Annotated in this window: 24 protein-coding genes; 19 read left to right on the top strand and 5 right to left on the bottom strand. The window is 37.5% G+C overall.

Annotated elements, in window-relative coordinates; genetic code table 11:
- The first annotated feature begins 11 nt into the window (after positions 1–11).
- Both QE450_RS08495 and QE450_RS08490 read left to right on the top strand, forming a co-directional pair.
- Positions 12–1,034 carry a YeiH family protein gene (locus tag QE450_RS08495; RefSeq protein WP_017815737.1) on the top strand — a complete coding sequence of 341 codons (1,023 nt, stop codon included), beginning with the start codon at positions 12–14 and terminating at the stop codon, positions 1,032–1,034.
- A 27-nt stretch (positions 1,035–1,061) separates the two neighbouring features.
- The gene (locus tag QE450_RS08490) at positions 1,062–1,484 is read left to right on the top strand and encodes a universal stress protein (protein WP_017815736.1); all 423 of its coding nucleotides are present in this window, start codon (positions 1,062–1,064) and stop codon (positions 1,482–1,484) included.
- Positions 1,485–1,557: 73 nt separating this feature from the next.
- Here QE450_RS08490 and QE450_RS08485 read toward each other — a convergent pair whose 3' ends face one another.
- Positions 1,558–2,127 carry a recombinase family protein gene (locus QE450_RS08485; RefSeq protein WP_017815735.1) on the bottom strand — a complete coding sequence of 190 codons (570 nt, stop codon included), beginning with the start codon at positions 2,125–2,127 and terminating at the stop codon, positions 1,558–1,560.
- A 146-nt stretch (positions 2,128–2,273) separates the two neighbouring features.
- On the opposite strand from QE450_RS08485, the gene QE450_RS08480 reads away from it, so the two are divergent.
- The 6 genes from QE450_RS08480 to QE450_RS08455 all read left to right on the top strand — a co-directional run bounded on the left by QE450_RS08480 (position 2,274) and on the right by QE450_RS08455 (position 9,380).
- On the top strand, positions 2,274–5,240 hold the full coding sequence (locus QE450_RS08480) for a Tn3 family transposase (RefSeq protein WP_071318957.1): 2,967 nt from the start codon (positions 2,274–2,276) through the stop codon (positions 5,238–5,240).
- Positions 5,241–5,585: 345 nt separating this feature from the next.
- Positions 5,586–5,951 carry a hypothetical protein gene (locus tag QE450_RS08475; RefSeq protein WP_307298511.1) on the top strand — a complete coding sequence of 122 codons (366 nt, stop codon included), beginning with the start codon at positions 5,586–5,588 and terminating at the stop codon, positions 5,949–5,951.
- 327 nt (positions 5,952–6,278) lie between these two features.
- Positions 6,279–7,193 (top strand): phosphotransferase, encoded by a 915-nt coding sequence (locus tag QE450_RS08470; RefSeq protein ID WP_307298510.1) that lies wholly within the window; start codon positions 6,279–6,281, stop codon positions 7,191–7,193.
- A gap of 144 nt (positions 7,194–7,337) precedes the next feature.
- Entirely contained in the window at positions 7,338–7,922 is a 585-nt protein-coding gene (locus QE450_RS08465) for a hypothetical protein (protein WP_307298508.1), read from the top strand.
- Positions 7,923–8,087: 165 nt separating this feature from the next.
- Positions 8,088–8,711 carry a DUF3885 domain-containing protein gene (locus QE450_RS08460; protein ID WP_307298507.1) on the top strand — a complete coding sequence of 208 codons (624 nt, stop codon included), beginning with the start codon at positions 8,088–8,090 and terminating at the stop codon, positions 8,709–8,711.
- Between the two features lie 132 nt (positions 8,712–8,843).
- On the top strand, positions 8,844–9,380 hold the full coding sequence (locus QE450_RS08455) for a GNAT family N-acetyltransferase (RefSeq protein ID WP_307298505.1): 537 nt from the start codon (positions 8,844–8,846) through the stop codon (positions 9,378–9,380).
- A gap of 352 nt (positions 9,381–9,732) precedes the next feature.
- Here the strand turns inward: QE450_RS08455 and QE450_RS08450 are convergent, their stop codons facing one another.
- Positions 9,733–10,083 (bottom strand): YciI family protein, encoded by a 351-nt coding sequence (locus QE450_RS08450; protein WP_307298503.1) that lies wholly within the window; start codon positions 10,081–10,083, stop codon positions 9,733–9,735.
- A gap of 110 nt (positions 10,084–10,193) precedes the next feature.
- On the opposite strand from QE450_RS08450, the gene QE450_RS08445 reads away from it, so the two are divergent.
- The 6 genes from QE450_RS08445 to QE450_RS08420 all read left to right on the top strand — a co-directional run bounded on the left by QE450_RS08445 (position 10,194) and on the right by QE450_RS08420 (position 16,152).
- On the top strand, positions 10,194–10,808 hold the full coding sequence (locus QE450_RS08445) for a TetR/AcrR family transcriptional regulator (protein WP_307298501.1): 615 nt from the start codon (positions 10,194–10,196) through the stop codon (positions 10,806–10,808).
- 541 nt (positions 10,809–11,349) lie between these two features.
- Positions 11,350–11,646 carry a hypothetical protein gene (locus QE450_RS08440; protein ID WP_307298499.1) on the top strand — a complete coding sequence of 99 codons (297 nt, stop codon included), beginning with the start codon at positions 11,350–11,352 and terminating at the stop codon, positions 11,644–11,646.
- A gap of 89 nt (positions 11,647–11,735) precedes the next feature.
- The gene (locus tag QE450_RS08435) at positions 11,736–12,674 is read left to right on the top strand and encodes a serine hydrolase domain-containing protein (RefSeq protein WP_307298497.1); all 939 of its coding nucleotides are present in this window, start codon (positions 11,736–11,738) and stop codon (positions 12,672–12,674) included.
- A gap of 53 nt (positions 12,675–12,727) precedes the next feature.
- Positions 12,728–13,495 carry a nucleotidyltransferase domain-containing protein gene (locus QE450_RS08430; RefSeq protein WP_307298495.1) on the top strand — a complete coding sequence of 256 codons (768 nt, stop codon included), beginning with the start codon at positions 12,728–12,730 and terminating at the stop codon, positions 13,493–13,495.
- Between the two features lie 190 nt (positions 13,496–13,685).
- Positions 13,686–14,066: a hypothetical protein gene (locus QE450_RS08425; protein WP_307298493.1), complete on the top strand. Its 381-nt coding sequence runs from the start codon at positions 13,686–13,688 to the stop codon at positions 14,064–14,066.
- Positions 14,067–14,259: 193 nt separating this feature from the next.
- Positions 14,260–16,152, top strand: a complete 1,893-nt coding sequence (locus tag QE450_RS08420) for an RICIN domain-containing protein (RefSeq protein WP_307298491.1) — start codon at positions 14,260–14,262, stop codon at positions 16,150–16,152.
- A gap of 184 nt (positions 16,153–16,336) precedes the next feature.
- On the opposite strand, the gene QE450_RS08415 is transcribed toward QE450_RS08420, so the two are convergent.
- The 3 genes from QE450_RS08415 to QE450_RS08405 all read right to left on the bottom strand — a co-directional run bounded on the left by QE450_RS08415 (position 16,337) and on the right by QE450_RS08405 (position 19,129).
- Positions 16,337–17,377, bottom strand: a complete 1,041-nt coding sequence (locus tag QE450_RS08415; protein ID WP_204824108.1) for an NAD(P)-dependent alcohol dehydrogenase — start codon at positions 17,375–17,377, stop codon at positions 16,337–16,339.
- 249 nt (positions 17,378–17,626) lie between these two features.
- Positions 17,627–18,172, bottom strand: a complete 546-nt coding sequence (locus QE450_RS08410) for a TetR/AcrR family transcriptional regulator (protein ID WP_307298486.1) — start codon at positions 18,170–18,172, stop codon at positions 17,627–17,629.
- A 39-nt stretch (positions 18,173–18,211) separates the two neighbouring features.
- Entirely contained in the window at positions 18,212–19,129 is a 918-nt protein-coding gene (locus QE450_RS08405; protein WP_307298484.1) for an AraC family transcriptional regulator, read from the bottom strand.
- 224 nt (positions 19,130–19,353) lie between these two features.
- On the opposite strand from QE450_RS08405, the gene QE450_RS08400 reads away from it, so the two are divergent.
- From QE450_RS08400 to QE450_RS08380, 5 genes are all read left to right on the top strand, one after another.
- Positions 19,354–20,346 carry an aldo/keto reductase gene (locus tag QE450_RS08400; RefSeq protein WP_307298482.1) on the top strand — a complete coding sequence of 331 codons (993 nt, stop codon included), beginning with the start codon at positions 19,354–19,356 and terminating at the stop codon, positions 20,344–20,346.
- A gap of 159 nt (positions 20,347–20,505) precedes the next feature.
- Positions 20,506–21,630, top strand: a complete 1,125-nt coding sequence (locus tag QE450_RS08395; protein WP_307298480.1) for an NAD(P)/FAD-dependent oxidoreductase — start codon at positions 20,506–20,508, stop codon at positions 21,628–21,630.
- A 176-nt stretch (positions 21,631–21,806) separates the two neighbouring features.
- On the top strand, positions 21,807–21,998 hold the full coding sequence (locus tag QE450_RS08390) for a spore coat protein (protein ID WP_273612386.1): 192 nt from the start codon (positions 21,807–21,809) through the stop codon (positions 21,996–21,998).
- 12 nt (positions 21,999–22,010) lie between these two features.
- Complete coding sequence (locus QE450_RS08385; RefSeq protein WP_273612385.1) at positions 22,011–22,322, top strand: spore coat protein; 312 nt, start codon at positions 22,011–22,013, stop codon at positions 22,320–22,322.
- A 221-nt stretch (positions 22,323–22,543) separates the two neighbouring features.
- Positions 22,544–23,881, top strand: a complete 1,338-nt coding sequence (locus tag QE450_RS08380; protein WP_307298475.1) for a dihydrolipoyl dehydrogenase family protein — start codon at positions 22,544–22,546, stop codon at positions 23,879–23,881.
- The last annotated feature ends 117 nt before the right edge of the window (positions 23,882–23,998 follow it).

Below are 23,998 nucleotides of genomic sequence, written 5' to 3'. Positions count from 1 at the left end.
GAGTTGTTAAAATGAATACATCATTAGCAAAACATAAAAAATCATCCTCGAGAGGACTTTGGTTCGGTGGTGTTGGATTTACCTTTATTATTGCATTAGTTGGTTTTGGATTATCACAAATACCCGGGTTAGATCATGTTGGTCAGCTCGCCTGTGCAATCATCATTGCAGTAGTTTATCGACAAATTTGGGGATATCCTGAGAAATTCCGTACTGGAATCCAATTCTCTGCCAAAAGGTTGTTAAGGCTTGCTATTATCCTTTTTGGGTTAAAACTAAACATTGATGTTGTTTTTCATCAAGGGTTAGGTTTGCTTGCAAGAGATGTTGGAACCATCGTTTTTTCAATCCTTCTTACAATGTTGCTTGCAAAACTATTCAAAGCGAATTCTTCCTTATCCTTGTTATTAGGAATTGGAACAGGGGTGTGTGGCGCTGCTGCAATTGCAGCCGTTTCACCCATTTTGAAAGCAAAGGATGAAGATACTGCTATTGGGGCAGGTATAATTGCTTTAGTTGGTACCATTTTCGCCATAACATACACTATCTTACGTCCGTTTCTCCCTTTGACAGACCTTCAATACGGTGTTTGGTCAGGTGTAGGTCTACACGAAATTGCTCATGTTGCCTTAGCAGGAGCGCCTGCTGGTCCAGATGCACTTGCTATTGCTTTGTTAGCGAAACTAGGTCGTGTTTTCTTACTCGTTCCACTTAGTTTTATTCTTATGTACTGGATGAAACGAAAAAATAAAGTTGAATCAGATTCTGATGCTAAAATTGAATTTCCATGGTTTCTCATAGGTTTTATTATCATGAGCTTATTTGGAAGTTATGTCCTTGGTCATTTGATTACCGTCCCAACTAGTGTCATGAATAGCATCTCTTTCTTCACTTCCTTTATCCTAACTATGGCTATGATTGGATTAGGTTTAAATGTTAGTCTAAAAGACCTTAGAACGAAAGCGTTAAGACCACTTCTAGCAATGGCTATTACATCTGTTTTGTTATCTGTTATCACATACTTCACAATGTAATTAATTGTAAATCAGGAGGTTTCTTAAATGAATAAAATATTATTTCCTACTGATGGTTCGGCTTATTCTGAACATGCCGCAAGAATGACAGGGGAGTTCTTGGAAGCTTGGCCAAATGCAACAGGTGTTGTGCTTTACGTCACGGTTAAAGAAAATTACGCCTATGATTTTGCAACTGAAGCAGTGGATCGATACGAAAAAGAACTTAGTAAACATATTGAAAAGAAAATTATGGAAGGAGTCCTTCAACCTTGGAAGGATCGTCTTGAATATAATCATCAAATAAGTCACCAAAGTCAAACCATTTGTCATGTTGCCCAAACAGAGGAAGTAGATCTTATTATATTGGGTAGTCATGGAAGAGGTGTTTTTGATCGAGTATTGGTGGGCAGTGTTGCTCAAGGGGTGTTACACCGGTCCGAAATTCCTGTCTTGATTGTTAAGAAGTAATTCTTCAAATTAAGGGCTTACCATAAGGTAAAGCCCTTAATACTCCTATAATCCTTTAATTCTTTAATCCTTTTCATGTTTCAGATAATTTTCTATATAAAGAAGCTCTAGATACATTTGTAATTTCACAAATTTGATTTACAGTCATTCCTCCTTCTTTATATAGTTTAACTGCATAATTCATACCTGCGTGATTTTTATGATATTTCTTTAATCGACCTTTAAACTTTCCTTCTTTCTTTGCTAGCTCAATCCCTTCACGCTGACGCATACGAATAAGATCTCGCTCTAATTGGTTAACGCCAGCCATTACCGTAATTAAGAATTGGCTGTATGGATTATCTTCTGATAAATCTAACCATGTATCCTTGAGTGATTTTAAGTTTGCCATTTTACTGCGTATTAAATCAATCATTTCAAATAAATTCTGCGTACTTCGAGTGATCCGAGTTAAGTCTGTAACATAAATAATGTCACCTTCCTGTAAATCCTCTAACATTTTTTGAAGTTGCTCACGATCCTTTGTTGCTCCAGAAACTTTTTCTTCAAAAATGATATCCATTCCGATTTCGTTCAATTGCTGAAATTGCCTTGAAGGATTCTGGCTAGTTGAACTGACACGTATATAACCGATTTTTCGCATCATACCACCTCGTTTTTGATACAAGTCTTATGAGACACTCCCTACTATGATTTTATCTGTCTACTACACTTGTATCAATAGAGTACACTCTATTGATATATAATTGAACTAATAAATTGAAAAATACAGAAATGGGATGATACTGAATGAAAATTGCGAGAGGTAGAGAATTGCTTACACCGGAACAGAGACAGTCTTTTATGCAAATCCCTGAAGATGAATGGATATTGGGGACCTACTTCACTTTTTCCAAACGTGATTTAGAAATAGTTAATAAGCGAAGGAGGGAAGAAAACCGTTTAGGGTTTGCCGTTCAATTAGCTGTTCTTCGGTATCCCGGTTGGCCATACACTCATATCAAAAGCATCCCAGATTCGGTCATACAATATATATCGAAACAGATTGGTGCTAGTCCATCCTCGCTTGGTCATTATCCTCAAAGGGAAAATACACTTTGGGATCATTTGAAAGAAATTCGAAGTGAATACGACTTTGTAACTTTTACCCTGAGTGAATATCGAATGACATTTAAGTACCTTCATCAATTAGCTTTGGAAAATGGTGATCCCATTCATCTACTGCATGAATGCATAGATTTTCTAAGAAAAAACAAAATTATACTGCCTGCTATCACTACACTTGAAAGAATGGTGTGGGAAGCAAGGGCGATGGCTGAAAAGAAGCTATTTAATACAGTTAGTAAATCTCTTACAAATGAGCAAAAAGAAAAGCTTGAAGAGATTATTACTTCGCAGCATCCATCTGAATCTAATAAAACGATATTGGGTTGGTTAAAGGAACCACCGGGTCATCCTTCACCCGAAACATTTCTAAAAGTAATAGAACGACTCGAATATATACGAGGAATGGAATTGGAAACGGTACAAATTAGTCATTTGCACCGCAACCGCCTGTTGCAGCTGTCTCGCTTAGGTTCAAGATACGAGCCGTATGCATTCCGTGACTTTCAAGAAAATAAACGTTATTCGATATTAACCGTCTATTTATTACAACTTACTCAGGAGCTAACGGATAAAGCGTTTGAAATTCATGATAGGCAAATACTTAGTTTGTTATCAAAAGGTCGTAAGGCTCAAGAGGAAATCCAGAAACAAAATGGTAAAAAGCTAAATGAGAAAGTTATACACTTTACGAACATCGGACAAGCATTAATTAAAGCAAAAGAGGAAAAATTAGATGTTTTTAAGGTTTTAGAATCGGTTATTGAATGGAATACCTTTGTCTCTTCAGTAGAAGAGGCTCAGGAGCTTGCACGTCCTGCCGACTATGATTATTTGGACTTACTGCAAAAACGGTTTTATTCACTAAGAAAATATACGCCAACGCTATTAAGAGTATTGGAATTTCATTCTACAAAAGCAAATGAGCCACTTTTACAGGCTGTTGAGATTATCCGAGGAATGAACGAATCCGGAAAGCGAAAAGTGCCTGACGACTCACCTGTGGATTTTATTTCAAAACGATGGAAAAAGCATTTATACGAGGATGATGGTACAACAATTAATCGTCATTACTATGAAATGGCTGTTTTAACAGAACTTCGGGAGCATGTTCGGGCAGGAGATGTTTCCATTGTGGGCAGCAGACAATATAGGGATTTTGAGGAATATTTGTTTTCGGAAGATACATGGAATCAATCGAAGGGGAATACGAGATTATCAGTTAGTTTATCATTTGAAGATTATATAACAGAGAGAACTAGAAGCCTTAATGAAAGGTTAAAGTGGTTAGCTGCCAATTTCAACAAGCTAGATGGAGTTTCTCTTGAAAAAGGAAAACTGTCACTTGCACGCTTAGAAAAAGATGTTCCAGAAGAAGCAAAAAAATTTAGCGCAAGCCTCTATCAGATACTACCAAGAATAAAGTTAACTGATTTACTCATGGATGTGGCTCATATAACAGGATTTCATGAGCAATTCACTCATGCTTCCAATAATCGAAAACCAGATAAGGAAGAAACAATCATTATCATGGCTGCCCTTTTAGGAATGGGTATGAATATTGGCTTGAGCAAGATGGCCGAGGCCACACCCGGACTTACATATAAGCAACTAGCCAATGTATCTCAATGGCGTATGTATGAAGATGCAATGAATAAAGCCCAAGCCATATTAGTAAATTTCCATCATAAATTACAGTTGTCCTCCAATTGGGGCGACGGTACAACATCCTCATCAGATGGTATGAGAATGCAGCTAGGTGTTTCATCACTTCATGCAGATGCAAACCCACATTACGGGACTGGAAAAGGAGCCACCATCTACCGTTTTACTAGTGATCAATTCTCTTCTTACTACACAAAGATTATTCATACAAATTCAAGGGATGCGATTCATGTTTTGGATGGATTGTTGCACCATGAGACGGATCTAAATATAGAAGAGCATTATACAGACACGGCCGGTTACACAGACCAAATATTCGGACTGACTCATTTATTAGGATTTAAATTTGCTCCTAGAATAAGAGATTTATCAGACTCAAAATTATTTACAATAGATAAAGCAAGTGAATATCCAAAATTAGAAGCCATTTTACGTGGACAAATAAATACAAAGGTCATTAAAGAAAATTATGAGGATGTTTTGCGATTAGCTCATTCTATAAGAGAGGGAACAGTTTCAGCATCCCTTATTATGGGGAAACTAGGTTCCTATTCAAGACAAAACAGCTTGGCTTCGGCCTTACGTGAGATGGGCCGAATAGAAAAAACGATCTTTATTTTGAATTATATATCGGATGAATCATTAAGAAGAAAAATACAAAGAGGATTGAATAAAGGAGAAGCCATGAATGGATTAGCAAGAGCTATTTTCTTCGGAAAACAAGGTGAGCTTAGGGAACGGACTATACAACATCAATTGCAAAGGGCCAGTGCCTTAAACATAATCATTAATGCCATCAGTATATGGAATACCTTACACCTAACAAAAGCAGTTGAATATCAAAAACAGGCTAGTAGTTTTAATGAAGAATTATTGCACCATATGTCGCCTCTAGGTTGGGAACATATTAATTTGCTAGGAGAATACCATTTTAATTCCGAGAAAATGGTCTCGTTAGATTCTTTAAGACCATTGAAATTTTCTTAACGTTGTTAAAAATGGGGGAATCGTCTCGAAAATGTGCTTAGCGTTGTAAATCCGCATTTTCCTGACGCTACCCCTAGCAAAAAAAATTGACTGATCTAGGTATATCTCTGAAAACAGAGATATTGAGCCTTGTTAAAAAAGTGTAAGGAATTATTAAAGCTTTGGACATTTACCCGACACTCAGCAGACAAATCCTGTGGGGCTAAGTAGCTGAGCTACCCGACCCTTGCGGATCTTAAGCCTTTCGGATTAGTGAATACAACAACGTTATCAGAAATCAGCGTAAAATTTAATAATAAACATATCAATCATCTTCAAATATAAATCTAGAGAGGAGTGCTTTGAATGGAAAATGTCACTGATGTAGAGAAATTAGAATCTATAAAGTCCTTTCAATCTACAATCAATAAATTAGAAAATGCCAATGCTCAGATCACTAAGAAAGGAGCAAATATCACATTAACAACGAAAAGACTTAAAGCTCTATACATTGGCTTGGCCATACTAGACTTCGTTTGGAATAAAAGACCACATGGGCATAAACAAGAAGAAATAATAGCAGCTCGCAATGTTCTCGCTGGATTACTTCCATCGATTAAATCCAGTTATGATAAGGCAAGAGAAGGTAGTCCTCAAAAGACACTTCTACAGAGAAGAATAAGATCATTGGAATTAGCTATTCAAGCAACTGATGATCAATTAGATAGTTAAAACTTAATTTAAGTGTATCAAAGTAGTCACTGATATTGGATAACGATAAGTTCACGCATCTGTTCATTAGTTCCTCGGCTAGTAGATAATTTTACTAGAAAGCAGATTCAGCGAACAATCATGTAATGGCTAAGTCTAACGGCCCAACCGTTGCACTGCCTTAAGCCTGCCGGGTTCGTGAATACAGGAACGTTAGACAAAATCAGTGCAAAAACTAGAAAGAACAAAAGATAATCCTTTTAGCTACTAAATTAATGGCTAGTTATACGTAACTTCCAGGGAATGTAAACGTCTAAATAAAGTAAGGAATGAGGAGGCAGAAATTTTATGGGAGGAACGAATCTGTGGGATGCGGAGTGGGAGGTTAACGAAGAGCAAGCACGGATGCTGATCGGCAGACAATTTCCCCAGCTGTCATCGAAGCAAGTAAAACGATTGGGTTGGGGCTGGGACAATACGGTTTTTCTTATTGGTGACGAGTACGTGTTTCGGTTTCCAAGAAGAACGATTGCAGTTGGCTCGATTCGTATGGAAGGGGAGCTGCTACCGAAGCTAGAGGCATATATGACCATCCCCTATCCGAAACCATTGTTTTATGGCGAAGCAAGTGACGAATACCCGGTACCGTTTCTCGGCTATACCTACGTGCCAGGAGATTTCCCCATCGGTTTGACGGAAGAACGCCGGGCTTTATCGGCAGAGACGCTGGCGAAATTTTTGCGGAGATTGCATGAGTTTCCGGTGCAGACAGCGCTGAAGTATGGAGTTCAGCAAGATCATCGAAACTTGACGGACATCGCATCGCGCAAAGTGAAATTGGAGGGCTTTTTAAAAAAGATGGTTGAACACTTGTCGTCTGAGGAATCCGGTGTGATCGAAGCATATATTAGCAGTTTGCAAAAGGCGCGTGTCGAAGCAGTGAATGCACTGCTACATGGCGATCTTCATTTCAAAAATATGCTTGTGAATGAGAACGGGATCGTTTCTGGAATCATTGATTGGGGCGATCTAAGCGTAGGCCATCCAGCTTGCGATTTGAGCATTGCTTACAGCTTTTTACCACCTTACGCTCGCGGCGTGTTTTTCGAAACATACGGAGGAGCGAACGAGGAAACGAAGCTACTGGCGCGACTGATCGCGGTATACATCCCTGTACTGATCTTTATGCAAGCGGTCGATGACGGGAATGCAGCGATTGCGGCAGAGGCGAAATCCAACATCATGCGGTCACTGTCGAATTAAGCTCATTATTTCGTTGTAGCTATGGGGCCATGGCTAACGCCCGACGATATGAGCTGAAAGTGATTCAGGCAAAATCAGGTCGCGAATACAGGAACACTATGTGAAATTCCCAAAAGATTTTATAAATAAAAAGGATGAAGTATAGTGATCCGACTTCCTATTTTTTCAGTACATTCAGTATTATCTATGTCTAACAGTGCAATAACAATACAAGGTAGAGCGCTTGATACGATTAAGCTTAAATCTAACGTGTTCGATTTAAGCTCTAATTTGAGTTGTATTGAAGAAATTATTATAGGTAATAAGCAATCTTCCCAACTTAGCATTATGTCTGAAGGAATCGTCACTATAAAGATCGATAAAGATAGTTTTGATATAGGTGAATTTTTGTATGGAGAACAAGCAATTGATTATAAACAGACTATAAGCCTTGAACAAGCAACCGATATGGCAGAGAAGTTCATTCATCAAGATCTATTGGATTATGTTGAAGAACCTAATGTACTTTTTTTACATGAAGTTACGCTAGAAGCAGAATACTGCTGGTTCTTTTTTTATAATCCAAAGATTATTATCCCAGAAGAGAAATGGTTATTAAAGATGCTTGGAGCATATGCCATTTCAAAGAAGGGTGAAGTCAGGCACACTTATAACTACTTAGATGACCCTGTGAAGGCTAGAGATTATTTAAAGGCAATTTCAGGATACTTCAATAAGAAAGGACTCTGATAGAAATTTGTAGGGAGAACATTCTCGAAGAAGATAGGAGTATCATATAAAATAATATTCACGCTGCGGACATTCGTCCTTGGCCCGGCATGCGTTGAGTCGTGAATACGGGAACGTTAGGCGAAAGATCACTAAAAGAGAAAAATAAAAACTAGAGGAGATCGAATGAAAAAAGAGATTATAGAATATTTGAACAGTAATTTTCCGAACTTGAGTGGTGAACTACATATTAGATTTGAACTTGGAGAACCTTTTCCAAACGGATCAGACCGTAGAATCAAACAAGTGAATAAAAGAGTGATAACGATATTCCAAGAGATTTTTGACCCAAATGATTTTATTTTTTTATACATTAAAGATTGGGAGGATCGAGAAGATCCTATGTTTGTAAATACCACACCCGATTATCTCTATGAGCTACTCAATGGAAAAGTCATGGAAGAAGAAATCGGCTTTGAATTAGATGAAGATGAGGACGAAGAAGGAAACACGATTGAAATAAAAAATGAATATCAAATTAAAGTCTTAAATGGACTTGTTTCCTCATTTCCTTATCGCAAAATCCTTGAAGGTATTAGTCATTACGAACAGGGAAGAGAGCCGTCACTAGGTCAAAGTGTATTTTTCATTAATAAGAATAAGGACATTATATTTCACATGTATGATGATAGAGGTTGCATCATCCATTCAAACTCAAAAGAACATTTAAGAACACTTTATATCAAGTATAATGATTGGATAGTAGATTATTGGAGAGATTATTTGGAGAGATTATTCAAAGAAGAGTGATCCATCGTCTAACATAATATTCAAGCTGTGGGCATTCGCCAGACACCCGATATATGTCGGGTCATTAATACAGTTAACGTTATCTGAAAAAATCTGAAGAGTAGATAAAAAAGCAAAAGAAGGAGTAGAATTATGAAAATCATCTTAGATAAATGGAATTCTCAAAGGCTTATGATGTCAAATTTGAAAGAAGAAGAAATCTCTTTAGTACAAGATCTATATGAGACAAGTAGATATATGAACCAGTGGGATGGTCAAGAATATAATCCAGAACACATAAGAAATTGTTTCGTTGAGGGCCATTTGCCTCCTGATGGGAAAGTAGAAAACTATAGAATACAAACGATTCGAAACAATAAAGACCAAAGAATAATAGGAATATTAAGTGTGTATCATGGTTATCCAGCTATTGAATCTATATATCTTGAATTTTTGTATATTGATAGAAGTATTCAAAAACAAGGGTTTGGACAAGAATTTATAAATAAATTTACCGAATTAACTACTGAGTTAGGATATAAAGAAATACGAATCAACGTGTCAATAAAGAATTGGCTAGCCATAAAGTTCTGGATAAAATCTGGATTTAATAATGTGAGTGGAATTTATGGAGACAGTGAATATTCAGAACACACATATGCAAATTTAGAATTAATAAAGATTTTGTGAGTATTTCAAGATGTCAGATTTCTTCAGGTAACATGATATTCATGCAACAGGCCTTCGCATCTCTTGAATCGTCAGAAGAGAAGAAACCAAGTCAGGTGATCAATACCTCCGAGGTTAAGTCTTCGACCTGATTCTACTCTTGAATCACTAAGAAGCTTTAGAGAAATAATTCAATTAATGGAGAATTAAGCATGTCTTTATTTTGTTGGCTAAGCGGTCAGCATAAGCCTCACGTGCTATAGATATAGGTTCACTTTCGTTCACTACATGCCTGTAGCTAGCTACGATCCGAAATTTATTGAACCACAGTTCACTTTTTCTTTAAGCTTCGAAAGACAACGCTACAGGTATCTTACATCACGTTAGGTTCGTTTGTGCTCACTGTTCTGGGCGGAACCATCATCGGAAAAAAGTCTACCGTAATCATTTCTGCGATAACAGCAGGATCTTCAGCGATGAGTTGCGTGACTTCGTCTGCATTCTCAACCTCGATGATGGCCATTCCATGAGGATCGTTCGGTTTTAGAACTCGTCCCCAAAAAAGTGCAATCCCTTGATTCTGCTTATCTGTCCAATAGGCGAAGTGTTTTTGCAAAACGTTTTGTTGTTCTGCGTTCATATCCTGTTGAGATTCTCTAGGAGGAACTGACCATAACATATAGTGCATTTTTTCTGGATTATTGCTCATAGTCTTATCTGACATTTCAAAAAACCTCCATTTCGTGTATACTACAATGAAACAATGCTTTAGTATGTTTACATCGTAAACTTACTTGTTTACATTGTCAACATATTATTATAAGGATGATATCTATGAATAAAAAAAGTCCCTACCATCACGGAGATCTTCGCGAAAAATTAATCTTAGCTGGATTGGAACTTCTATCTGAAGGGGGCGTAACGGGGTTGGATCTACGAAAAGTGGCTCGCAAAGCTGGTGTAAGTCATGCCGCTCCTTATCGTCATTTTGAAGATAAAAGTGATCTCATCGCCGCAGTTATTGAAGAGGGCTTTTCTCAATTACACGATTCTTTACAACGAGCAGTTAATATGAGCGAGGCTAATACTATAGATCAATTACAAAATATTAGTCTGGCGTACGTCGAATTCACCGTTAAAAATCCCTGGTCGGTACGGGAAATGTTTAGCGGATTGACGATTGATCACAACATGTATCCGTCCCTTTATGCCACCTCCAAGAAGGTATTTGGATTGATTGAAAATGTAATCGTCTCAGGTCAAGAGAGCGGTATATTGAATTTGGATGATAGCAAAGAACTAGCTTGTGTCTTTTTATCTACGATTCACGGAACCGCCCTTTTAATTATTGAAAACCACATGCAGCCGATTACGTCTAGGCCAGGTGGGACTGAGCATCTAGCACGGATTTGTGTCAATGCACTCATCAACGGAATTAAGAAGACTTAAATGCTAAAGTCGTTCAACTGTAGATTAAAGCTTTATTCAACATTATGTCTTAAAAGGGACTATGTCTTGCTGTCGAGGGACAAGAAACTGAACCCACTAAAAGTCGCTATATTTAGCGGCTTTTTTGTTTTATAGGTACAAGTTCTTGTCCAGATCCGAATACAAGAACTTGTACCGAGTACCGAAAAGAATAAGAACATGAGCAGATTACTGATTAGATAAGCATTTAACTATGTATTTACTTTATTAAGCTGACAGCAGGGGAATTGATCAATTTCGCGAATACTTTACAAATGGAGTTATTCACGAAGTTTATAGATATGACGTTATAGGAAAGATACGTAAAGCTTGCGAATAACATAACCAAACAATAAAAGACATGAATATTAAGAGAGTATTATGGAAAATTGGAAAAAGATTATTGAAATAATACTAGATGAGAGGGCTTCAGATGCTGAGTGAGATGATTCAGATATAGATCTTAGTAAATACAGCAACGCTATACAAAGATCGGAAAATCAATAAATTAAAGAAGGAGTAGATGAATTTTATGGCGTTTTGTATTGATTTCAAGTTACTTCGAATAAATGACACTAAAGCATTATATCTGTATGGGGATTGTTCCGAAAATTTTGAAGGTCTATTTGAATTAGATTTAGAAAAATTAATATCGGGAGAAACTTCATTTAATACTGATATGAGAGAGGTGGTGAAAGTGATTAAACCGTGTATTAGTGACACGGAATCTCAGCATAAAGCAAATAGAGCATTTAGCAAAATTTACAAACACTATAAAGAGACAAACGAGTACTTATTAGAAGGTGGATATCATGCATAGAGGGTACCAATTAGCATAATGAATAAACCAACGTTATGATAACAAAAAATCTTCAAATGATCTTCATAATAATGAATAGGAGCAAGCCTATGATCATTGAATCTCTAAATCAGTCTCAAATCAACGATGAAAAAATAAAATCATTTGTTCATTATTTGAAAAAAGAAAAAATCGAGAGTTGTTTGGTCAGTGTGGGTTCAGATATCGTACTTCAATATTTTAGAAACAATAAATCGAAAGAGAAGCTCCACAAAATCAACTCGTGTACGAAAAGTATTACTTCATGCTTAATTGGAATTGCTGTCGAACAGGGATTAATTGCAGATCTTCGTACGCCGATTGTTCATTATTTTCCATCGCTTCAACAGGATAAAGACATCCGCAAACAAAGCATTACTATTGAGCACTTATTGAGCATGAGTGCAGGATTTGATTGGCCAGAGTTGGGTGAATGGAATGGTTGGCCCGCCATGATACATAGTCCGAACTGGGTTGATTATATATTAGAGCGCCCATTAAATGCTGAACCTGGTGAAAGAATGAACTATAATTCTGGCTGTAGCCATCTATTATTAGCCATACTTCAACAGGTATCAGGAATGAGTGCAAAAGATTTTGCGATAAAGCATCTATTTTCTAGTTTGAAAATGAAAGATTTCATATGGCATGTAGATCCTCAGGGAGTGAATATTGGTGGTTTTGGGATACATATGTCTATACAAGATATGCAAAAATTCGGCTATTTGTATTTAAACAAGGGACGTTGTGGGAAGCGTCAATTACTTAGTGAAAAATGGATAGCGACTTCAACCCAACCCAAGTATTTAACATATGATGACATCGGTTATTACGGTCATCACTGGTGGGTGGCCAATGAATCGTTAGAGAACCCTTTTTATTTCGCTATGGGTATGGGCGGGCAGTATATCTGTGTAGATCATTCTCAAAATATAGTTGTTGCATTAACAAGTGATACATACGGCGATACCCTAAAACCTTTAAAAGCGATTGCAGAACTTTTGCGATAATACACAGAAATTAGCACATCTGCTAGCAAAATCTTAATCCAGGAGGATTTTATATGATATTAGAAAAAGTCATAAATAAAATTGAGATACAGAGCGAATACAAAGATTTTGTTGATCAGTATATCGATACCATCCTTACTGAATTTAAAGATAAGGTTCATAGCATTTATATGTGCGGCTCGATTCCAAAAGGAACGGCTACCCCTTTTAAGTCAGATGCGGACTTTACGATTGTATGTGTAGATCCTCAAGATATAGACTACGAGAGGTTATCCACTATTAAAGACAGGCTTTTGAAAGAATATCCAGTAGTTACTAAGATTGATACGATCATTTGCTCGATGGATAGTGTATTGAGTAAACCGAATGAGTGGGGCTTTTGGGTGAAGATCATTTGTGTTTGCGTGTATGGTCAAGACGTTGGTGAACAAGTACCACCGATCAAGATTTCTCCAGAGTTTATTGTAGATTTGAATACAGACACCAAGGAAGAAGTAGCTCGTATACATCATTCACTTTCTAATGCTAGCGATCACACCATGCAAATGAGATATATCAAAGGTTACTCTAAGCGATTACTTCGTGCATTATACTCTTTGGTTTTGGAAAATACAGGTGTATGGGAAGATGACTTTGTGAAGATGAAGAATGCCATATTAACCTATTGTGAGATTGACTCTGCTTTAGTGGATTATCTGTATACTTGTTACTTGGATAGTCATGTAGATGTTGAAGAGTTTCTGGGAGTTGCAGATGAAGTATATCGTAATTTTGAGAAGGCTATACATGCAATGGCTGCTTCCAGAAATTCTTTTGACTGAAACTATATTGAGGTTAGGATTACACATGGAAACGAAGTATCACATCCATTTACTAATGACTCAAGATGTCTATTCGTTAAGTGTTTAACAAGTCATAGCTAGCTACAAATTGACTCTAAGGGAACATGATGTCTACCGTAAATACAGTAGCATTATACGCAAATTAGATATTTAGGGAGCATTTTCAAAAATGATCAGGAATATAGAAAATATAAAACCTACCATCGATAATTTTTCGATCCATAGAATTCAGTGGTTTTCAGAATTACATTTTCAAGTTACTCAAGATAAATACTTTGAAAATATTTCTATACTGGATATAACATTCTTAATTAAAGAAAATGAAACAACTTATGAATTACTTATAAGATTTATGAATATAGAGGCTCTACGCTTTCAATCTGGAGGAACATTAACTCACATAAGTGGATTTAATATTAAAGATTTAACAGAACACGGTTATTATCCAATGAAATATGAAATCGAAGATTACGAGAACGGAATTATCCATTTTTATTGTGCTGATATTGAATTCTTAAGTCTTACTGAGAATGAATACATTGCTATTTAGAAGATATAGGCTATTGGAAAAAGTGCTAATAAAAGTATGTTCTTTATTGTAAAATAATTGAAATAGCCTTTAATTCTGTGTATGATAGAAAAAGAGATCGATTCATAAAGAGCGATCTTTTCTTCAAAAATCATTTTGTAAGCGTATACATATTACCTGATTAACTAAAATAAGTGGCTAAAGGAGACTTAGGATGGTCAAATCAAAATTAAAAAAAAGGTTGTTGGTATTGAACCACAGTCTACTCATTCTGGCATTACTAATCACAACGTATGGAGTGGTTCCGATGAAAAATGTGTCTGCGGCAAGTTATAATGCAACGGTTAATCCGAATGTACAGTATCAGACATGGGAAGGTTGGGGAACATCACTTGCATGGTGGGCGAATCGGGTAGGGGGTGCTTCTGAATCGGTACGTAATGATTATGCTGACAAATTATTTGGCAGTAACGGGCTACAAATGAATATTGTTCGTTACAATATCGGTGGTGGCGAGAACCCAGCCTATCCGAATCATATGGAACTTCGTGCACGTATTCCAGGTTTCAAAGATTCAGCTACATCTGCTTATGATTGGACAAGAGATAGTAATCAACGCTCGATTTTACAAGCAGCCAAATCTCGCATCCCATCTAGCGAATTTATTGCTGAGGCTTTCTCCAACTCACCACCGTGGTGGATGACGAAGAGTGGAAGTGTCACGGGTAATACCAATGCTGCTGAAAATCTGAAAGATGATATGTATGATGATTTTGCTGATTATTTGACTACAGTAACCAAACAGTTCCGCGATCAATGGGGCATTAATTTCCGTACATTATCTGCTTTTAATGAGCCCAGTTCAGATTACTGGTATTTCGGTAATCGTCAAGAAGGTAATGTGATGTTTGCGCCTAATCAACAAGTGATGATCGGGCAGTTATCCAGTGCGATAGCAGCGAAAGGTCTGCCGATCGGCATTAGTGCTCCTGAAGAAACAAGTATTGATCTAACTCGTCAAAGTATCGACAGCTATTCAGCGGCTACCAAGTCCAAATTAGTGCAATACAATACTCATACGTATCAGGGTAGTGACCGCACAGGGCTGAATACTTCAGCGAATGGCAAACGTTTGTGGAACTCCGAGCATGGTGACGGTGATGATACAGGTATGACGTTGGCCCGTACAATTTTATCGGATCTCAAATATATGAAAAATAGTGCATGGGTCTACTGGCAAGCGATAGAAACGCCAGGCGGTTGGGGCATGATCGAAACGGATCTAAATAATGCGAGTGCTAATCTAGGCACGTATACAGTCAAAAAGAAATATCATATGATGGCACAATGGAGTAAATTTATTCGTCCAGGATACAAAATTATTGATATTGTCGATAACAACTCGGTGGCTGCTTATGATACAGCAGGTAAAAAATTAGTCATTGTCACTGTGAATAGCACAACGTCACCAAATACAGTCAATTACGATCTGTCTCAATTCACTACGTTGACAGGCAATGTGACCGGTTACCGGACAAGCAGTTCAGAGAATATGGCGGCAATTAGCGGATTGTCATTGGCAAATAAGAAATTTACTAATACCCAACCAGCTAATTCGGTCAGTACATTTGTGATTACAGGAATCTCTGGGGCAACAGGTGGAGGGACGACGATCGATGCTAATGCTTATTACAAAATCGTCAACCAAAACAGTAACAAATTACTTGATGTAAGCGAAGCGTCTACCGCAGATGGCGCCAATGTTATCCAGTGGATGGATATTGGTGGTACAAATCAACAATGGAAATTCGTAGCGACAACGAATGGTTATTACAAATTAATTAATCGCAAAACAGGAAAAGCACTGGAAGTGTCTGCACAATCTGTAGCTGATGGTGGCGATGTCGTTCAGTGGACAGATAATGGAGGCACCAATCAACAGTGGAAGCCTGTGTTTACAGATAATACGCTGAAATTAATCAATCGCAACAGTAACAAAGTCGCTGATATCAGTAGTGGTTCAACCAGTAATGGTGGCGATGTAATTCAGTGGACAGACAACGGCGGTACCAATCAGAAATGGATATTGCTTAAAGTGACAGACTAATATCAATATAATAACGATAACATGTATAGCAAAAAGAAGCCCTTCACCGTCGAAAGGCTTCTTTTTGTTATTTGTATTATCCATAATCTTGTGTATGATCATGATTAATTGATTTGATTTTATAATTAGCCATCTGCGCTTATATATACAAACGGATAATTTTGTCCAAATAGACAGCGATCTTTTACAAAGTAGCGATATCAATAACAAAGCGATAACGTACATCACTGTTTACAACACGCTCGTAAGCTTCGCCTACATAATCCGCACCGATCACTTCGATCATTGGAGCGATATTATGTTCTGCTGCAAAGTTAAGCATTTCTTGCGTTTCTGGAATACCGCCTACAAGTGATCCTGCAAGGCTACGACGACCCATGATTAGTGAGAATACACTATATTGATCTGGATCAGCAGGTGCACCTACATTTACTAGCGTTCCATCTACACGTAGCATAGAAAGGTACGCATTCACATCAAGGTTAGCAGATACTGTATTTAAGATTAGATCAAATTTATTCGCAAGTGTCGCAAATGTCTCTGCATCACCTGTTGCATAATAATGATCTGCTCCAAAACCGATTGCTTCTTCTTTTTTGCTCATAGAACGACTCAATACGGTCACTTCTGCACCTAGTGCATGAGCGAATTGAATCGCAAGGTGACCTAGACCACCAACACCAACGATAGCTACTTTTTTACCAGGACCGATATTCCAATGTTTCAAAGGGGAATATGTAGTGATCCCTGCGCATAGAAGTGGACTAGCTACATCCAAGCCTAATGCTTCTGGAATACTGACTACAAAGCGATCAGTAACAACGATTTTTTGGCTATATCCACCATAAGTTGGGTTACCATCATAATCTCTAGAGTTGTACGTTTGTACAACACCTTTTGTACAGTATTGCTCGTCACCTTGCAGGCAATATTCACATTCACCACAAGAATCTACAAAACAACCTACACCTACACGGTCGCCTACAGCAAATTTAGTCACGTCTGTTCCTACAGCTTCAACCACACCAGCGATTTCATGACCTGGAACCATCGGGAAAATACCGCCGCCCCATTCATCATACGCGCTATGGATATCCGAGTGACAGATTCCACTAAATTTGATATCAATTAAAATATCGTTTGGACGTAATTCTCTCCGTTCAATCGTTGTTTTCTCAAATGGTGCTTTTGGACTTGCAGCACTGAGTACGTGTGTTTTGCACATAAGTTTCTCTGCTCCTTCTCCTTAAGCAATATCAATTTCGTTTGAAATGCTAAAGTGATCAATTTTTTAGTGTACTACAGGTATAAAACATTTCACTACAAAGTAAAACATCTATACTTTAATGTACATCTGTATATTATCACCAAAATAAGATTGCTTACAATCGATAAAAAAGAGCGATTTGTCTATTAATGAACAATAGTTGCATACATGTTCATTAATTCATATGTTTGTTTTCTGTAGAAGTGCTTATAAGTTGCGATCTAATAATAAGCCCACTTGATCAGCCATCACTTCACTAGAATAAGGCATTTTGTTAATAATCCACCATTCGGTAATTCCGGCATACGAAGTAACGATAAATTGCAAAAGAATATCTTCGCTAATACTGTCATTTTTCTCACCGGACTGTTTGACTTCGTTTTGGAATTCTTCCCTAAGAAATTCAACAAATTGATTGCGGAAAGAAGTAGCACCTTTACTAGCTAACATCGTCGAGAAAAAAAGATAGTTCTGCTCTAAATATTCAAACCATGGCAGTATCGCTTCTCTAAAATCAAGTTCAGCTACTGATCGGCAAATACTTCTTAATTTCTCAATATGTTCTTCTATCAGCTTATTCAGTAGATCCAATTTATCTGCATAATGAAGATAGATGGTCCCACGACTTATATTGGCACGCTCAGCAATATCTTGTAATGTAATTTCATCAAAGCTTTTCTCTGTCATTAGTTCAATGACTGCTGTTTTCATCGCTTCTTGTGATTTAAGAATACGGCGATCTATTTTGGACATAAGAAGTGCACCAGACTTTCGTAAAGTATATCTATATCGTTATAAGTTAAAAGTAAGTTCGTATTTTTCTTTGAGACGCTTAATATCGGTACGCGGCGGTGAGCCAAACATACGTGCATATTCACGACTGAATTGAGAAGCACTTTCATAACCCAACCGAAAAGCCACATCGGCGGCATCTGCTGATTCAGCTAACAATAAGCGTCTTGCTTCTTGCAGACGTAATTGCTTCTGGAATTGAAGAGGGGTCATAGTTGTTATGTCTTTGAAGTTACGATGAAATGAAGAGATACTCATACTGGCTACTTCTGCAAGCGTCTCAATCGACAACGATTGATCATAATGATTCATAATATATTGAATCGCATCTTGAATACGATACGTACTGCTTCCCTCCATAGCGCTCTGTGCTAACGTCGATCCATATTCACTTTGTAGCAGTCGATACAATATTTCTTTGATACATAATGGAGCTAGAAAAGGAATATCTTCAGGATGATCTAACAAACGAGCTAAGCGAAGAATAGAATCGAGTAGCCCAGCATTAATTTGCCCTACAAATAGCGCACGTTCAGCATATTCACCAGTCACAGTTTGAATCGAAGAATCTTTAAGCACGTCCAGAATCTGTTGTTGAGTAAATTCCAGCTTAAAACTTACATATGGTTCCTCCGCAGAAGCTTTGATAATCTGACCGACTACAGGCAAATTCATAGAACCTACTAAATAATCATTAGGATTATACAAAAATCGTTCTTTGGCTAGGTAGATTTCTTTGGAACCTTGCGCGATAAAACATAGTGCAGGACGGGCTACATGATAAGCTGGTTCTGTTGTATACAAATAACGTACAAAAAACAAAGAAGAGATAGCTGTTTCTTGAACACCTTCAGCAGTAGAATGACGTTTGATCAAGCTAGCAAGTTCGTCTTTTTTATGTTGCATTTCTTGAGACATAGGAGAACCCTTTCTTGTATAAATTTTGAATAGCGATCACAGTCGTGAGAGAATTAGGCAATCATTTAAGATAAATACGATACCTGTGTATTTGGGATATATTGCATACTATAGAGGAGCCGTTGAACAGATGATCTGTTTAATGTGTTTACTATTATAGACATCTGTTCATTAACGAAGCAAGCGCTTTTGAATCTGACGATATGAAAGTGAGGAGAATGATCATGGAATATGTCAAATTAGGAAAAACAGGATTAGATGTATCACGCATTTGCTTGGGATGTATGGGTTTTGGCGATGCCAAACGTTGGACTCATTCATGGGTATTGGATGATGAACATAGTCGTCCGATTATTAAGCAAGCGTTAGAACTTGGAATTAACTTTTTTGATACAGCGAACGTGTATTCACTAGGAGCAAGTGAAGAGATTGTAGGACGTGCACTGAAAGAATATGCGAACCGCGATGAAATCGTATTAGCTACCAAAGTTCATGGAAAAATGCACGAAGGCCCTAATGGCGGCGGACTATCTCGTAAAGCTATTATGAGTGAAATCGATAAAAGTCTTCAGCGTTTGGGAACAGATTATGTAGATTTGTATCAGATTCACCGCTGGGATTATGAGACACCGATCGAAGAAACGATGGAAGCTTTGCATGATGTGGTCAAAGCTGGTAAAGCAAGATATATCGGAGCTTCTGCTATGTATGCATGGCAATTTTTAAAAGCGATTCAGATAGCCAAAGCTAACGGTTGGACTTCATTTGTATCGATGCAGAATCATCTGAATTTGTTATATCGTGAAGAAGAGCGAGAAATGTTACCTCTTTGTCTGGAAGAAGGAATAGGTGTTATTCCATACAGTCCGCTTGCTTCTGGAAGATTAACGCGTGATCCAGAAGAAACGACTTATCGTTCAGAAAGAGATCATATTCAGAAATCGAAGTACGATGGTACGGCTGATGCTGATCGAGTTATCGTAGAAAAAGTAGCAGACATTGCTCAAAAACGAGGCGTTCCACGTTCTCATATTGCTCTGGCATGGTTATTACAAAAGCAACCTGTTAGTGCTCCAATCGTAGGCGCAACCAAATCATCACATCTTGAAGATGCTGTAGCAGCGCTTGATGTACAATTAACACCAGAAGAAGTGAGTTCTCTTGAAGAAGGGTATATTCCACATCCTGTCGTAGGCTTAATTCCTTATCCATTATAATCTCATATCGATAACAGATGATAGATAACTCAATCGTTTTGATGAAGAGCAGTAGTCTTAGCACTACTGCTTTTTGTTATACCTATTGTAACTATACGAGAGAATTACAAGTATTTTCGTTATAATATATATATTCGTACAATAGAGAGGAATGCAGTGATGAAGAAAGTAATTGTAATAGGCGCAGGGATTTTGGGAGCTTCTACCGCATATCAGTTAAGTAAAATGGGGGCAGAAGTCTTTCTTATTGATCGCCAAGATAAGGGGCAAGCTACAGATGCGGCGGCAGGCATTATTTGCCCGTGGTTGTCTCAACGTCGTAATCAAGCATGGTATCGACTTGCCAAAGCAGGTGCACAATTTTATCCTGCACTCATTCAGGAACTTCAAGATGCAGGAGAAACCAATACAGGTTATGCCCGGGTGGGTGCACTTAGTATTCATGAAGATTTGGACAAAATTAAGAAAATGGAAGAGCGAGCACAGCTACGCAAAGAACAGGCACCAGAGATTGGAGATATTACCTATCTGGATGAACAAGAGACTCATGATCAATTTCCTTTGTTAAAAAAAGGATATCATGCTGTACATATCAGTGGAGCCGCTCGTATTGATGGTCGTGCATTACGGGATGCGTTGATTCGTTCTGCACAGCACTATGGAGCACACAAAATCGAAGGCGACGCTACGCTATTATATGAAGATCATCAAGTTACCGGAGTCATAGTGAATGGACAGACGATTGAAGCAGATACTGTAGTCGTATGTGCAGGTGCATGGGCGAATCCATTGTTACAACCTTTAGGTATCAATTTTCAAGTCAGTTATCAGAAAGCTCAGATTATTCATTTACAAATAGAAGATCTATCAGCAGATACCGGAACATGGCCTGTCGTTATGCCGCCAGCCGATCAATACTTGCTTGCGTTTGAACAGCAAAAGATGGTCATCGGAGCTACTCACGAAAATGATATCGAAGGTTATGATACTCGAATCACAGCTGGAGGTATGCAAGAAGTATTAAATAAAGGATTAGAACTTGCACCTGATCTGGCACAGAGTACACTGCAAGAAGTACGTGTAGGCTTTAGACCGTTTACTCCAGGATTCTTACCTGTGATCGGTAGTATTCCGAATTGGACAGGCATTATAACAGCGAATGGACTTGGAGCATCAGGCTTAACAATGGGGCCTTTTATCGGCTATCAATTAGCTAAGTTAGCACTAGATATGGACGTAGATATTGAACTGAACGATTATAATATTCAGACTGCTTTGCTTTAAAATAAAACATCTTCTTATTATTTTCTGATAGTTGTTGTATAAACAAGCATTATAAAAATAGATCATTCAAACTTTTTAATTATTTTACCTAATCATGATATATTTGGAATAATAGAGGTTATATATAAATTGGGAACAGCTTCACTAATCAGAAGATAATAAGGAGTGTTAAAGTGATGACAAAGCAGTTAGCAACTCACGAAAAGCTTGAAGTGCATGAACTTTTAACTTTCAAAACTTCTTGTGTTACCAAAGCTGTAGCAATGCGTGAACTGGTTAAAGATGAAAAACTCAAACAAATCATTGACGAAGATATCCAAAATTCGACGAAGGCAATAGAAGACTTGAAATCTATTTTACAAAAATAAAGGGGGGTAATTATGGCTACAAGTAATATGACAAAAGAAATGTTAGTTAATGCAACGGCTCCATTGGATGATCTAGCAATTGCTACTGATTTACTGATGTCTGCCAAAGCTGGTGTACGTAATTATGCTGTTGCGATTACAGAAACAGCAACTCCTAGTGTTCGCAAAACATTAAAAGCTCAATTACAAAAAGCAATTGATTTGCATGAGAAAATTGCAACCTATATGATCGAAAACGAAATGTATCATGCTTATGATGTAGACGAGCAAGTAGAGCATGACCTCAAAAAAGCAGAAATTGCTTTGGAATTAGTAAATAAATAAGCGATTTAGAATAAAAAGGCAAATCATTTTAGATCACATGATCTTGATGATTTGCCTTTTATTATGGTGCAGAATCTTTTTGTATGTCTAATTACCACCAACCCCAATTAATCGTGTGCGATTGATTGGGGTTGTTTTTGGTTATAATACAAATACCAAATCATATTCAAATATTTATATTACATTTATTTAGATTACATTCGAAAATGGAGGAATATATAATGAGTAACTTTGATGTTTTATTTATAGGTAGTGGTCAGGGTGCGTGGAATGCAGCGATGCCACTTAGTATGTCAGGTCAAAAAGTAGCGATTATTGAGCGTAACAAAATTGCGGGTGTATGTACGAACTATGGTTGTAACCCGAAAATTATTTTGGATGGCCCAATCAAAGTTATGGAAGATGCGCAAGCATACAACGGAATCGGCATGACAAGTGAAATGAAAATTAACTGGTCTGAACTAATGGCTCACAAAAATAAAGTGCTAGACGCATTACCTGTGATGTTGGAAGAAAATTTCAAAAAAGCAGGCATTGAAGTGATCAAAGGCGAAGCATCTTTTGTAAATGAAAAAACAGTATCTGTGAATGGTCAAGAATACACAGCAGACAAAATTGTGATTGCAAGTGGTCAACGTCCAACACCACTAGATATCCCTGGTCAAGAATACTTAAAAACAAGCAATGAATTTTTATACTTAGAAGATCTTCCCGATCATATCGTATTTGTAGGTGCAGGTTATGTATCTATGGAACTGGCTTCTATCGCTGTCAAAGTAGGAGCGACTGTGCATGTGATCCAATCCTCCGATCATATTCTAAATGAGTTCTATCAACCATATGCTCAAAAATTACTTAAAAAGATGCAACAAGACGGAATCCAATTCCATTTCAATGAGAAACTAAGCAAAGTCGAACAACAAGACGAGCAATTACAGATCACGACAGAAAATGGTCTAACATTAACAACCAAATTAGTTATTAATGCGACAGGTCGCGTACCGAATGTAGAAAATTTGAATCTTGAAGCAGCAGGTGTCGAGTACAACAGTAAAGGTATTGTAGTTGATGAGTATTTACAGACTACCCAAAAAGGCATTTATGCAAGTGGAGATATTCTGGATAAAAAACAACCACGTCTAACACCAACTGCTGTATTTGAAGCGAAATATCTAGCGGCTTCTTTCTTAGGTGCTCAGACTCAAGGGATTGAATATCCACCAATCGCTACGATTGCTTTTACCGTACCTCGGATTGCGCAAATTGGGATAACAGTTGAAGAAGCTGAATCTACCGGACTTACAGTGAAGCCGATCGATCTAGGCAAACAATGGGACTTTGCAGGTCGTAATGAAACCGAAGCTCACTTGACTCTTATCTATGATCAAGAGCAAAAGCTTGTAGGTGCAGCAGCATATAGTCAGGAAGCGCTTGAGATTATTAATAGCTTAACTCCTGTTATTACACTAGGCTTAACATCCAAAGATGTAGACAAACTGATCTATGCATTCCCTTCTTTTGAAACGATGATTCCAAGATACATGCAAGAAGCTAAATAAATAGAAATAAAATACAAACACCCTTACTGCAATATAGAGTAGGGGTGTTTTTTGTATATGCGATATGACTATATTCAGATTGAGTATGATCGTTACAGTATATCAATCATATTGCTA

Origin of the sequence: Paenibacillus sp. SORGH_AS_0306 (assembly GCF_030819345.1) — a bacterium.
Lineage (GTDB): Bacteria > Bacillota > Bacilli > Paenibacillales > Paenibacillaceae > Saccharibacillus > Saccharibacillus kyungheensis.
The sequence above is the reverse complement of the archived record's forward strand: the minus strand, read 5'-3'. Positions and strand labels throughout refer to the sequence as shown.